12 protein-coding genes are annotated in these 13,814 nt (G+C 40.3%); 9 read left to right on the top strand and 3 right to left on the bottom strand.

What is annotated here, in order from left to right; genetic code table 11:
* Positions 1 to 78: 78 nt before the first annotated feature.
* From H0W64_05625 to H0W64_05605, 5 genes are all read left to right on the top strand, one after another.
* Positions 79 to 825 carry an ABC transporter ATP-binding protein gene (locus H0W64_05625; GenBank protein ID MBA3661183.1) on the top strand — a complete coding sequence of 249 codons (747 nt, stop codon included), beginning with the start codon at positions 79 to 81 and terminating at the stop codon, positions 823 to 825.
* Positions 825 to 1,568: an ABC transporter permease gene (locus H0W64_05620; GenBank protein MBA3661182.1), complete on the top strand. Its 744-nt coding sequence runs from the start codon at positions 825 to 827 to the stop codon at positions 1,566 to 1,568. Before H0W64_05625 ends, H0W64_05620 begins: the two co-directional genes overlap by 1 nt.
* A 64-nt stretch (positions 1,569 to 1,632) precedes the next feature.
* A complete protein-coding gene (locus H0W64_05615) occupies positions 1,633 to 2,634 on the top strand; it encodes an ABC transporter substrate-binding protein (protein MBA3661181.1) in 1,002 nt (333 codons plus the stop codon).
* Positions 2,635 to 2,862: 228 nt separating this feature from the next.
* Positions 2,863 to 4,041: a DNA recombination protein RmuC gene (locus H0W64_05610; protein ID MBA3661180.1), complete on the top strand. Its 1,179-nt coding sequence runs from the start codon at positions 2,863 to 2,865 to the stop codon at positions 4,039 to 4,041.
* On the top strand, positions 4,035 to 4,967 hold the full coding sequence (locus H0W64_05605) for an LD-carboxypeptidase (GenBank protein ID MBA3661179.1): 933 nt from the start codon (positions 4,035 to 4,037) through the stop codon (positions 4,965 to 4,967). The genes H0W64_05610 and H0W64_05605 overlap by 7 nt, the downstream gene beginning before the upstream one ends.
* Positions 4,968 to 5,153: 186 nt before the next feature.
* Here the strand turns inward: H0W64_05605 and H0W64_05600 are convergent, their stop codons facing one another.
* Positions 5,154 to 6,233 (bottom strand): hypothetical protein, encoded by a 1,080-nt coding sequence (locus H0W64_05600; protein MBA3661178.1) that lies wholly within the window; start codon positions 6,231 to 6,233, stop codon positions 5,154 to 5,156.
* A 211-nt stretch (positions 6,234 to 6,444) separates the two neighbouring features.
* Between H0W64_05600 and H0W64_05595 the strand changes: the two genes are divergently transcribed.
* Positions 6,445 to 6,666 carry a hypothetical protein gene (locus H0W64_05595; GenBank protein ID MBA3661177.1) on the top strand — a complete coding sequence of 74 codons (222 nt, stop codon included), beginning with the start codon at positions 6,445 to 6,447 and terminating at the stop codon, positions 6,664 to 6,666.
* A 46-nt stretch (positions 6,667 to 6,712) separates the two neighbouring features.
* On the opposite strand, the gene H0W64_05590 is transcribed toward H0W64_05595, so the two are convergent.
* A complete protein-coding gene (locus tag H0W64_05590; protein MBA3661176.1) occupies positions 6,713 to 8,194 on the bottom strand; it encodes a carboxypeptidase M32 in 1,482 nt (493 codons plus the stop codon).
* A 181-nt stretch (positions 8,195 to 8,375) separates the two neighbouring features.
* Here H0W64_05590 and H0W64_05585 point away from each other — a divergent pair, with 181 nt between their 5' ends.
* On the top strand, positions 8,376 to 9,668 hold the full coding sequence (locus tag H0W64_05585) for a glycoside hydrolase family 16 protein (protein MBA3661175.1): 1,293 nt from the start codon (positions 8,376 to 8,378) through the stop codon (positions 9,666 to 9,668).
* A gap of 149 nt (positions 9,669 to 9,817) precedes the next feature.
* Here H0W64_05585 and H0W64_05580 read toward each other — a convergent pair whose 3' ends face one another.
* The gene (locus tag H0W64_05580; protein MBA3661174.1) at positions 9,818 to 10,807 is read right to left on the bottom strand and encodes a hypothetical protein; all 990 of its coding nucleotides are present in this window, start codon (positions 10,805 to 10,807) and stop codon (positions 9,818 to 9,820) included.
* Between the two features lie 100 nt (positions 10,808 to 10,907).
* On the opposite strand from H0W64_05580, the gene H0W64_05575 reads away from it, so the two are divergent.
* The gene (locus tag H0W64_05575; protein MBA3661173.1) at positions 10,908 to 12,491 is read left to right on the top strand and encodes a hypothetical protein; all 1,584 of its coding nucleotides are present in this window, start codon (positions 10,908 to 10,910) and stop codon (positions 12,489 to 12,491) included.
* Between the two features lie 74 nt (positions 12,492 to 12,565).
* Positions 12,566 to 13,774, top strand: coding sequence for an outer membrane protein transport protein (locus H0W64_05570; GenBank protein ID MBA3661172.1), 1,209 nt, complete (start codon positions 12,566 to 12,568; stop codon positions 13,772 to 13,774).
* Positions 13,775 to 13,814: the final 40 nt, after the last annotated feature.

The following is a 13,814-nucleotide window of genomic DNA, read 5'->3' as shown; positions in this document are numbered from 1 at the left end:
TTATGCAACAATGAAAGCGCGGTAGCCTCTAAAGAACCCGATTTCTTTAAATCCGACATCCGGGTATAGTAAGCACCCATGCAAATACCCGCTATTCATATTCATAATGCAACACTGACTTATCAGAATCGCGTTATTTTTTCTAATCTTAACCTTTCTATCCCTGCTGGAACCTGGGTAGGTTTGATTGGACCGAGTGGCGTGGGGAAAACATCTTTACTCCGGGCGATCGCAAACCTCCCATCGCCTGAGGCCCATTTTTCAGGGTCGATTGAGACTGATAACGGCATAGCGGCAAGCACGCAAACAGCTTATCTTCCTCAGTCCGATTTATTGCTCCCCTGGCTCACCGTCATTCAAAACATAACACTTCGGTCTAAGCTTCAGCGTCAACGAGGCGATGAGGCTCGCTTATTACACGAAAAAGCGGAACTTCTTTTAGATAAAGTAAAATTAAGTCATGCGCGTGATTTGTATCCCCATCAGCTATCGGGCGGGATGAGACAACGAGCTGCTTTAGTTCGGGTTCTGTTGGAAGAAAAACCGATCATGCTCTTAGATGAACCCTTTTCTGCTGTGGATGCAATTACACGCTATCAACTTCATGGACTCGCAATCGAGTTAATGCAGCACAAAACAGTGTTATTCATTACTCACGACCCTACTGAAGCACTGCGTCTTGCGCATTTGATTTATATTTTGCAGGGGGATCCCGTAACGCTAAAACAACTCGTCACTTTATCCACCACAACACCACGGACCTTGCCTAATCCAGTTGATTTACACATGCAAAATTCTCTCTTTGAACAATTGGCAGCGCAGTAATGAAGCCCGCCTGCCGTCTGGTTACCATGCTCGTCATACTGATTTTTCTCTGGCAAGGCATAGTGATGTGGTGGGAGATCCCTGCTTATTTTTTACCGACACCCTATCGCGTTTTTCAATCCATTGCCGAGCAAAAATATTTGCTTCTCATGCACGCAGGCCCCACGGTGCTTGAAATTATACTGGGCTTCTTTTGTGGGGTGATATTAGGCATTGCAGCGGGGGCGCTCGCAACTTTTTCGCGTACGCTTACGCCTTGGGTTTTACCGCTTCTTATTATGAGTCAAGCAATTCCCACCTTTGCTATTGCACCCGTCATTGTCATCTGGCTTGGGTTTGGACTTAGCTCTAAGGTCGCCATCACTGCGTTAATGATTTTCTTCCCTGTCATGAGTGCAATGTATGATGGCTTGCGCCAAACTCCGCCCTATTGGCTTGAACTTGCCAAAAATATGCAAGCAACGCCCTTGCGAATTTTTTGCTTTATCCGGTTTCCTGCAGCCCTTCCTTCTCTCGCTTCCGGTCTTCGGATTGCAGCTGTCATTGCACCAATCGGTGCAATTGTCGGAGAATGGGTGGGATCAAGCAGAGGCTTGGGTTTTCTCATGATCAATGCCAATGCCCGCCTGCAAATAGATCAAATGTTTGCTGCGCTCAGCATCTTGATGCTACTGGCGTTGGGACTTTATTTTACAACTGACTACATCCTACGCAAATTAATTTGGTGGGAACCTTCAACTTAGTTCAGCCTTCAAACCCAACGCATAAAAAGTTATACTCGGCCAACTATTGTTGCGAGGTATCAAAATGAAAAAACACTGGCTTCTCTGTTTAGTCTTTGTTGTCTCAATCACCCATGCCACTACAAAGCCAGAAAAGCTTTCCGTTGCCTTGGATTGGTTTATTAATCCTGACCATGCCCCTTTGATCGTTGCACAACAACAAGGTTTTTTTAAAGAACAAGGATTGGAAGTTGAATTACTGAGTCCTTCTGATCCCACCGACCCACCGAAATGGGTAACCGCAAAAAAAGCCGACATTGGCATCACTTATGAACCTGAATTCATGGAGCAAGTGGATCATGGTTTACCGCTTATTCGGATTGGGACTTTGATTGATAAACCGTTAGATTGCATTGTTGCCTTAAAAGAGAGCGGCATCAAAACGGTAGAAGATTTAAAAAATAAAAAAATCGGAATGAGTAGCAGTGGACTCACTGGATTGATGCTACGTTCCACGCTTGCAAAAGCACATATTAAAGCGAATGAAGTTGAATTAGTGAATGTTCGTTACAATTTAATGCAAGCTTTACTCTCCAAAAAAGTTGATGCAGTGACTGGTATGATGCGTAACTTTGAGGTTCCGCAACTTGAATCTTTAGGTCATCCGCTGGTAACTTTTTTTCCTGAAGATCATGGTGTTCCTAACTATAGTGTTTTAATTTTTATAGCGCATACCGCCCAAATTAAAGATAATCGTTTTCCCCGCTTTCTTGCTGCCATTAAAAAAGCCGTAGAATATCTTGATAACCACCCACAACAAACGTGGGAAGACTTTATTAAAATTCATCCCGAATCTAATAACGCAGTGAATAAAGAAGCTTGGTTTTCAACGTTACCTTACTTTGCGGAAGATCCAGGCGCGCTCAATTCTAACGATTGGCGCAAGTTTGCAGAATTTATGTTTAACAATAAAATGATTAAAAGTATTCAACCTATTTCTCGCTACGCTGTAGTGTTGCCGGAAATCCATGACTTTCAGTTAACAATGAATGAACCGCCCAAGCGTCATTCTCTCTTAAATGCATAACCGTTTGTAATTAAGCTACCTTATTCGTAAAGGGATTTTCTTATGTTAATGATGCAAATTTTAATTGCCCTTAATGCAGCAATTTTATTCTTTTTTATCATTTTTCTGATTAAGCAGTTTTTAAACCGTAACCAAAATCAAGTCTTGCAAGGCTTGATTGAATTGCATCTTGCAGAATTGCTTGAAACCAATCAAAGTAAAAACCAGGAACTTAAAGAAAGTGTATTGATGCATATTAGCCTAATGCAACAAACTATCTTTGACCGACTGCGACAATCCCAATTAGAAGATAATAAAGCTTTTTCTGAATTTAAAGAGCAATCGCAACAAGCTTTCACTTTGCACCGCTCACGTTTCGAGGAACGTCAATTAGAGGCACTCAAAATTTTGCAAGATACCTTGCTTAAAGGTACGCAAGATAATCGAGAACAAGTAAAAACCTCCCTCCAAGAGTATGCGTTGGAATTAGGAAAACAAATCACCCAATTGACACAAACCACGGAAGGAAAATTAAAGGAAATTAATCAACAAGTCGAAAAGCGTTTAGCTGATGGTTTTGAAAAAACTAATGAAACATTTGGTGATGTTATTAAGCGACTTGCCTTAATTGATGCAGCCCAGAAACAAATATCAGAGTTATCTAATAGCGTAATTAGCTTGCATGATATTTTAAATGATAAACGTTCACGCGGTGCCTTTGGGGAAGTCCAATTGTCCGCTTTAATTAACAATATGATTCCACCTCAACATTATAGCTTTCAACATTTACTGAGTAATCATAAGCGACCAGATTGCATGTTATTTTTGCCTGAGCCCACGGGTAATATAGCGGTTGATGCCAAGTTTCCGCTTGAAAATTTTAGATTGGCAATGGATGGCAATTTATCAGAATTAGAAAAACAACAAGCCGTCAAACAGTTTAAAGTTGATATTCGTAAACACATTCAAGATATTGCTGAAAAATATATTATTCCGGGCGAAACTTCTGATGGCGCAGTCATGTTTATTCCTGCTGAAGCCATTTTTGCAGAAATTCACGCGCATCATGTTGACCTTGTTGAGTATGCACAGAAAGCGAAAGTTTGGTTAGTTTCCCCCACCACCATGATGGCAATCTTAACCACAGCGCGGGCTGTTTTAAAAGATGCTGCGACCCGCAAACAAGTTCATGAAATCCAAAAACATTTACGACTACTATCAGATGATTTTCAACGGTTTCAAATGCGCATGGATAACCTTGCAAAGCGTATTGCGCAAACGCATACAGATGTCGAACAAATTCATATTTCTTCGCGTAAAATTACGCAACGCTTCATTCATATCGATCGCGCCGAGTTCGATATGCTTGATAAAATAGAATCACCTGCTTTAGTCGAAGTGGAATCGGCAGAAAGCAGTGTATGTTAAAGCAAATCTTAAAACCGGGGGACCGGGTCGATATCATTGCCCCCGCTTCCGGGTGTCATCCTGGCGTGCTAAAGAAAGTCGAAGCCTTATTAACTTCGTGGCAACTCCAAAGCTACATTCCAGAAAATTTATTAGGGGATGACTTTCTCTTTGCAAATAAACAGGAACACCGTCTTGAGCAATTGCAAAAAGCCCTCCAAAGTCCTCAATCGCGAGCCGTATGGTGTTTGTTAGGCGGCTATGGATCTGGAAAACTCTTACCTGAGTTAGGTCGCATGATACCGCCCAAAACTCAAAAAATTTTTCTAGGTTTTAGTGATATCACCGCATTACATATTTTCTTGCAAGTTAAATGGGGTTGGTCAACGATACATACTCCTTCAGCACGACAAGTGGCACTGGGTGCGGTAACGGAGGATTCTAGTCAAATGCTGCATGATGTGCTTTTTGGAAAAACACATTTGGTTTATGAAAACTTAGCCCCACTTAATCACGCAGCAAAAAAAAACGCTGTCATTGCAGCGCCAATCATCGGCGGTAATTTACATCTCATTCAAGCAAGCATTGGCACATCTTGGCAAATCGATGCAAAAAATAAAATTCTCTTCATTGAAGATGTTAATGAACGCGCATATCGAATCGATCGAGCCCTTGAACATTTGAAACAAGCCAACATCCTTAATCAAACTGCTGCCATTTTGTTAGGTGATTTTATTGGTGGAAAAGAAGTTGATGGTACATCACTCGTCGACGCTACGCTTAAAAGATTTGCCGAAACTTGCCCCATTCCAGTGCTGCAACTCAAACATGTTGGTCATGGTAAAGTTAATTATCCACTTATTTTAGGACAACCTGTAAAGCTTCAATTAGGCAAGCATGGCACCTTGGATTTCGACTGCAGTCTGGGTGGAACGCAAAGCGTGTAACCCGGCCGAAAATTAGTGTGGTAGTCCTGGGTTGCGCTGCTACACCCAGGCTTACTTCCTTCAAAAAGGCCAGCATGGCAGGTGGATTTCGAGCGAAGCCCGGATGGAACGCCAAGCGTGTAACCCGGGACCGAGAGCTGTATCGAAGCGTACAACATTATATTCTCCGCAACATCCGTCTTTTCCTTATAGATAATTTTTTCGCTTCAAGGTTGGAGGGTCACTTTCCTTATGGCTCGAGATGGTAGGATTGCCGTGCGTGAAAAAATGAGACAACCAATTTCCTTTAAGTCCTGGATGAAATTTGACTTCCTTTTCACCGCGGTTGAAAGGATGATTTTCAATCTCATGCTTTGCGAGTGTAGGAACTTCCGGTTTATTGCGGCGATCGTTATGCCTGAATAAATCCAGGTAACTTGCGTTTTCTTCTAAAAGAAAAAATTCTCTTAGGATTTCTCGTTTTAAAGCTTTGAAATCATGCATGCTATCTTTAGGAAATGGCATACCCACTTCGTTAAACCATTTTTCGATATTCGCTATTTTTGTATTTATCAAATCAGGGTTTTTAGTTCCGTTTGCATATTCTCTTAAATAACCTCGCACCAATTTAAAAAAATTATTGCCCGTAAAAATTTCTTTTTGTATTTCAAAATTCTTAAGATCAACCTTATAAGGACTTGTTTTAATGGGATCAAATGTTTCTTGGTTGTAATCTAGCGCGCTAGTATTAATGATATTTGATCCTGGATTGCCACCCACAGCAATGAGTAAATGACAACAAACTGCACCAAAGCAATCATTATCAAAATTTTCTTTGAAAGAGTTTACTAACTCGTCCCATAAGGGATAGTCGTCTCGCTCCTTGAAAACTCGCCATTTTTTACAAAAATACTGATGTTCAGGAGAGGAATAGTCTTCACTGAACTTAAGTTCATTTTTAAGATTGGTTAACGCTTTTTGAATACAGTCCTCAGCACTTCCATCATCAGTCGAAAAAAGAGCTTCGTTAATTTTACTTAATTGTTCAGCAAGCAACATCTGAATAGCTGTGGAGAGCTCGCCCTTTGGTAAAGTTTTTTGCTGCTGGTTTAAATTCTCCAAGATAGAAAGAATTTGGTCGGGTAGTAATTCATTTTTAGGATAAGAATTTATTATACTTTTTAAGCCAGAAAGATCTCTTCCGCCCGGTTGGAGATAAATTGCCTTAATTTTATTGATTAGATTAATTAGATCGAAGTCTTGTTGTTCATAAATACTGATGGGCATTTCACGCTCCTTTATAAGAGTTATTTTTTGGAGGGAGTTATGGATTATCCGAGAAATATTTAAATCAATCAAGGATTTCGACATATTTAACCCAAAAGGTAGAAAGCGATTGAGCAATTTTTGATCAAAGTTAAGCTAAGGGTTGGTAGTTTGGGAAAGTTTTTGTATAATGGCGTAATTTTGAAAAATAAACATCCACCTGGGAGGGAGAATGAGAAAATTCATTTTAATTTTATCGGCACTTCTAATCTGTTTCGCCAACGCCGCTTTCGCTGCCAATTTGGACACTCATAGTAAATTAAACTCATTAGGTTCGTCATGGAAAACTTACCAATCCATCACCCCTAAAGAAGACAAAAATGATATTAATATTGTGTATGGCGGTCAAGATATTTCCCTCAAACCCCATTTCTCACCTTCTACTTTTGCATAAATAATTTAATTGTGAAGCGAGAACTTTCGCTTCACAATCACCCTACTTAGTTATATCTTTTTTTCAATCCTTCAATAAAAAAATTGGTTGATAAGGGTTCCCCTGTCACTTTCTGCAACCATGTTTGTGTGGGTAGGAGAGATGCATGATCATAGACATTTTTTTTCAACCAGTGTTGCAATTGGGTAAAATTGCCCTGTTTAACATCAGCAAAGAAAGTGGGGGCTGATTTTTGGAAAGTCGCAAATAATTGCGCAGCGATAAGTCGACCGATCGTATAAGCAGGAAAATAACCAAAAGCACCAGAAGGCCAATGAACATCTTGCATCACACCATCTTGATCCTTCCCTAGGGTCGAGAGGTTAAGATAATCTTGCATGTACTTATCCCAGTAAAAAGGCAAATCCTTAATTTGTATTTCTCCTTTAAATAAGGCCTTTTCTAATTCATAACGCAAAATAATATGCAGGGGATAGCTAACTTCATCGGCATTAACGCGAATGAAGCTTGGTGAGACACGGGTTATTAAGGTATGTAAATCCCGGGCCGTCATGTCACAGCAAGCAGGAAAAGAGGAGTGAATTAAATGAATAAGGTAGTCACTAAACGCTTGCGAATGACACACTTCCATTTCATAAAGTAACGATTGGCTTTCATGCACAGCCATGCTGTGAATGTGACCGACTGGTTGCGATAACCACTTGCTGGGAAGTCCCTGCTCAAACAAGCCATGGCCTGTTTCATGACAAACCGCCATGAGAGAAGTCACAAATTCTGTTTTGGCATAACGTGTCGTTATTCTTACATCCCGCGGTCCCCCTGAACAAAAAGGATGATGACTCACATCAAGACGGCCATGCTGGAAATCAAAACCTAATGCGCTCATCACTTTCAAACCTAATGCGTATTGATGATCGGTGGAAAATTCGCCTTGCGGCTTAATCATCTTTTCTTTAGTTTGTTTTTCAAGAATTGTAGCCAATAAGGGTGTCAGTTGGGTCTTTAAGTCTGTAAAAATAGGATCCAAGGTTTTTTCATTAAATCCCGGGGCATAATCATCAAGTAATGCATCGTAAGGAGAAAGATTAAAGACGGCACTACGTCTTTCAGCAATTTCCTTAACGAGAGCAAATGATTTTTCAAAGCAAGGGAGAAATGCTTGCCAATTATTCTCCGAACGACAAGTACGCCACATTTGTTCACATTGAAGCGAAGCAAACGTTGCTTTCTCCACCAGAGGCAAAGGAATGCAATCCGCACGCTTAATTAACTTTTCCATATAAGCAAAATTAACTTTATCCCATTCTGATACAGGCTCAATTATTGTTGCTTCCTGAATCCAACGCTTCATTTTTGGGCTTACAAGAAGTTGTTGCGTTTGACGTGTGAGTGTAGCAATCGCTTTGCTTCGTTCATGGCCTGCACCCGGAGGCATCATCACGGCTTCATCCCATGTCGCGATGTGATGTAAATATTGCAGATGTGAAATTCTTTTAAATGTATTTTTCAATTTTTGGTATGAATTCATAAAACCATTCCGCCTAAAGTAAGTTAGGTAAGCTTAGTGCAGTTTTAGTAGATCATTCAATTAAACAATCCGACAAATGTTTATAATAAAGTTTTCAATTGCCCTCATTTTTTACCCCATTTCTTTCAGCCCGCCAAACGTGTACAGTTGAAAAGTTGAACTAATAAACAAAGGATTGTCTATGAAAAAATTTAAATTGAACTATATCGCTTTATTATGCTGCGCAAGCTTTTCAGCTTATGCGGCACCTTGTGCATTTGATGCAGCAAAAAATTGTACCGTTCAACGAGATATTTTGAATGATATTGGACCCAACGGTTTAAAATATTATGCCTCCACCAATTATGACCATCGAATGTCGGGTGAAATTAATGTTTACGATGTGAACTTAGTGCAGCCTTATGTTGATAGCGCAAACAAGCCTGGCCAAATTAAGTTTTTAGCTAACAAAATTAACAGTGGTTTTTGGAAATCGGGCGAAATCATGACGCGGCACAACCTCCATCTCGCGCCTTTTAACTCACCGGTTAAATCAAACACATGGACGACGAAAGAAATTAAGCATGGTTATGTTGAAGTTGTAGTAAAAATGCCTAAATGCGATACCAGTACGGATGGAAGATGCCAAGCTGGTACGCAACCCAATAGTTACCAGAGCGGTTTGTGGCCCGCTATTTGGATGATGCCAACTAATGATGGCAATTGGCCTCTCAATGCTGAAATCGATATTTCCGAAGCTTACCTGCGGGGCACGGATTACAAAACCAGCACTGGCGCAGTTCACTTTAACGGAAATAGCCCCAAATGTGGTGGCAATGATTGCGTCTTCCAAGGGTATCCTTTCGAACGGTCTATCGCCGCGCGTGAGCTTTGGAAGGATTTCCATACCTGGGGATTTGAGTGGGAACCCGATCCTGCCAGCACTAAAGGTGGCTCTATTATCAACGGCTATTTTGATAATAAAAAAGTTTGGGGACCGCTACGAACTGATACTTTGCCAGCAGATGGCCCCGGCGCTTTACAACGTGGTTTTAATGATCCCAATGGCGGTTATTACTTAATTGTGAACCTTGCATTAGGGGGCGGTTATGCGGGGGCGCCTAATGCACAAATGCAAACTTCTAGCATGTATGTGCAAAGTGTTAAATCGTACACGGTCAATGGTGATACACCTCCTTCCCCCCCAGGCGATTGCAAACCACCCGTTAACATTCAATCAATGTATTCGCCGGATAAAAAGCAAATTACTGTAGCTTGGATGGAACCTACTAACAGTGCGCCGATTCAAAACTATCAAGTTGCGGATTGGAACAATCGTGTTATGTGGAAAGGTGCGGGTCCAACGATTCGGGTCTTCCAAGATCAAACTTTGCCAGGATCCAATGGTAACTTCGTCTATTTCATTTCCACGGTTTGTAAAGAAAGTACATCAGCTGCCGTTAAATATTCAGTCAATGTTACTTTAAAGAAGTAAACCTTAACAAAACCTTGATGATGCTGCATTGGGTCATCAAGGTTTTTTTCTTTCAGAAAATTTCTCACAAGTTTATTATAAATAAGCTTTAATTGAGTCGTATTGACGCATACACGGTAATTTTCATGTTTATTTAACTGCAAAAAAAACTACCTGCGGAAAGATGTAGTTGATCTTAAATCATTAAGTGAAAGCTTAAAGCCTTCAATAGCATGACTTAAAGCCGATTTGTTTTTATGATTTAATTTTTTAAATAAGGAATAAGAGTAATTTTGAGAAAATAATTTCTTTTTATCATTCTGTAATTTCACCATAAAGTAATGCAGTTGATCATAATTATTTTTTAAGCGATCGGTTAGTAAAGTAAAATAATCATCATAATCGTGTCCGTCAATTATTGAAGGTTTTTCATTTTGATAAGTTGCAATCAATACATCAATTTCTCCCATCTTTTTATGCATGAAATTTTTCATCGCATGCTGCAAGGGTAAAGAAAGTAAATGTTTCGCTAAACGAGAGAAAGTCATTTTCAAATCATAGAGAGATTGAATTAAATGCTGAATCTTATATTCATAAATACTATGCATTTCCTTCAAATAATTTGAATGATGTCGTTGACTTAAATTTTTAATATCGAGCAAAAGCGAAGTGCGAACCTTATGAGTTGAAAGCAGGGGCCAGTATTCTTGGGTTGAATAAATACCAGGTCGACTCGCATCGCATAAAACTGCCTTATCTCCCCAAGTTCGAGGATCCTTTTCATTACTGCCAAGGGATCGATTAATGACGGTGAAAATTCGCTTACTTTCCTCACATTCAAAGATTTCTACTTTGCCTAAAAATTTTGATTGTTGCTGACTCAAGCCTAAAAAATAATCAGCGATTAAATAAGCAAACTCCCTCTCCCCGCCCATGGTGTATTTCTTGATTTTGTTAATGGTCACAGCAAATTGGTAAATAAGATCATCTGGGTCGATGCGCCAGAGTAAAGAAGGTTGGATACTCTGCATCACGGCATAGTCCTCATCTTTCCGAATTGAATTATCTGAACTAGGCAGCTTAGGAAGATGGTTATGGGCATACCACAAGGCTTTTAAAAGGAGTTTTCTGGAATTGTCGCGCTCACGGGAAAAGAACATATACCACTCCTAATTGGTTAAATTTTAGACTAAAATATGTATTTATTTTAAATATAATGTTAAAATATGTACAATTTATTACAAAATGATAATAAAATCAATGCCAAACACTACTACTCCAATCAATCTAGACCTTGATTTCAAACTTGTTAAGCAATTAGCCATTCAAGAAGACAAGGAAGGCCTGCAAAAGCTTATTGACCAAGGCTACTGCATTACAGAACTTGAGGGCGAGTTTTCCGCGGTCGGCCAACTCATTCTTGAGAAAAATATTAATGCCGCCGAGTTTTTAATAGAAAAGTTTGGCGCAAGCCGAAATGAAGCAGTTAAAGCTGCAGCTATGATCGGTAACACTGACTACACCTTTCAGTTGCTTTATAAAGGTGCCGGTTTTGATGATGCCATTCAAGGCGCCCTACTTGGCGGGAATAAAGCGTTATTTTGGAAATTGTGGGGCTACCGTCCCGACATGAGCGTCGCAGCCTATACTGCTGCAAAAATAAATGACATTGAAACTTTAGCTTGGCTGGAAAAGCAAAATCCACCCCCTTCACCGGTTTACATCGTGAAAGGCGCTATCGAAGGCGGACATACTGAGTTAGAAGAAAAATGGTTAACCCATCCTGAAGTAACAGCTGAAGGTGTATTTTATACATTAGGAAGCGCCAATAAAAGTGAAACGATCAATGATAATCTATTTCACCAGCTGAAACGTTCGCAGATGGTACCCACTTTATACGATTTCGCAGCAAAAGGAGCTAGTTACAAAAATCACAGGGCCTTTGTTTTCAGTCTCATCAAGAATGCTCATGCGGGTTTAGGTTATGGCGTTTTAGGTGCAACGACGGGAGGTCACGTTCAACTTAATAACGATTTGCTCCAAATTACTCCGCCAGCGGTACAAAAAGACATGTTGTTGACCATGATCCAGGGTGCAACTACGGGTGGGCATTTAGCTTTATTGAAAAAATATCTTGAAAAAGATAAAACGGGACAAGGACTTGAGATTGCTCTAATGATTGCGATTGATGCGAATCAAACTCACATCATTAACGCCTTCGCTGATCACATGCCCTCTACTTACCGTGTGTCCAAAACAATGTTTAATTATAAAATCAATTTACTTCCTAGGAAGGTAGATTTTATAGAAAATAGCACTTTGAATTTAATGAGCAGGAATGAAGTATTAATCTATTTATTATCGGTTGATTCACGCTTCCGCGAGTTAGTCCTCCCAAAAATTCTTCGCGAAAAATGGCCATTTAGCACGGCTAACATTGGACTGCAAGCCCAGCAGATTGAACATTATCTAAAAAATTATGGGATGACTTTCCCCGTCGCCTTGGAACTGACCATGACGACTCATTTAAATTTACATTATTGGATTTTGCACAGTTATCAAATCATGAAGCAGTACGATTTGAATCGTGACCTTTTTAAACTCATCACGACCTATATAACTTCAATTACATTTGAGGATGTAACTCAATTATTGGATAACTTTTTAAAAGTGACTGATAATCAATTGCGGAGACTTCCTTCATATGTTCCTGGAAAGGGAATTACACTCTTTGCGCCAAATAATAAAAACAACGTTCCAACCCGTCAAAGTGTTGTAAGGCCCATGCTCATGGACAAGCACGATAATCCAAACAATAACAATATTTCCAAGAAAAGGTATTAGCCTGCAAAAACAGATTATTTCTTTTGCGTTAAACCTATGACACAATAGTTGCAATTTGATGCAAGGAAGCAGTCATGAAAAAATTTAAACTTCGCGCTCTATCTTATGCCGCCCTTTTGATTCCTATTGTTAGCTTTGCTAATTATCGCGTTCCTTCTGAAAATGTCGAATTACTTGAAGATGCCATGTCAGGTAGTGCCGCAATTGCAATTGATGCCAGTACAAACTTTTTTAATCCGGCGGGTTTAACGCGCCTACCCAAACCTCAAGTTTTAGCCGCTGGGCGGATCAGCCGAATCGATTCCATGTTTTCAGGGACTAGCGTTGGTATGAGTGGAACGGCGCGAAGTAAGATTAATGGCATTATTCCCGCAATGCATTATGCCATGCCGGTTTATGCCAATACTTTTTTTGGGTTGAGTGTCACCTCTCCCTTTGGCTCCATTACGGAATACCCAAATGATTCGGTGCTACGATTTATCTCGACACGCAGCTTGCTTCAAGTCATCGATATTGGTCCAAGTCTTGCGTATCGTTTTAATCGCCACTTTTCATTGGGAGCAGGACCCGATGCGCAACACGGTCGCATTGTAGCCAATAGCTTCTTCCCGCCGTCTCCGTTTGTCCCTAGCTCCCCACTCAGATCCTGGGGCGATGATTGGGCTTTTGGATGGCACGCCGGTGCACTTTATGAATTTAACGATTTTACCCGTCTGGGTGTCAATTATCGCTCACAAGTTAGGCATCGTTTCGAAGGTCAAAGTAGTTATCTAGGCGTCCCTAACAATAACAATCTAAATATTACACTTCCCCTGCCTGCGATCACGTCTTTAAGTTTATATCATGCCTTTAATGCGACGTGGGCGATGATGGCAACCATGGATTATACGCAATGGGATATTGTCAAAAATATCGTAGCACGCAATAGTGCCGTTGCCAGTATTTTAGTTGTACCACAAAATTTACATAATACGATCCGCTATGCTTTGGGCGGGGAATATCATTATCAATCTCAATGGATTTTCAGAACAGGTTTAAGTTACGACCCAACACCACAGAATGGACGGGATCGTAATGTAACGCTGCCTGTTGGTAACAGCATTATTTTTGGTATTGGTGGTCATTATCAATGGAAACCGACTTTGGGGATGGATTTAGGTTATGTCCATGTCTTTGCAAAAAATGCGCCGATCAACAATACCCTACTCGGCTTAACTACGGTGGGTAACGTGCATACTTCCATCAATGTTGTGGGAATGTCTGTAACTTGGGATCTTGCTTAATTTAAAACAGGCTGGAAGAAAAACTTTCAGCCTTCCTTTC

The organism is Gammaproteobacteria bacterium, from assembly GCA_013816845.1.
In the GTDB taxonomy this organism is placed as follows: domain Bacteria; phylum Pseudomonadota; class Gammaproteobacteria; order DSM-16500; family DSM-16500; genus Aquicella.
Note: the sequence above shows the minus strand (reverse complement) of the source record. Positions and strands in the feature narration are given on the sequence as shown.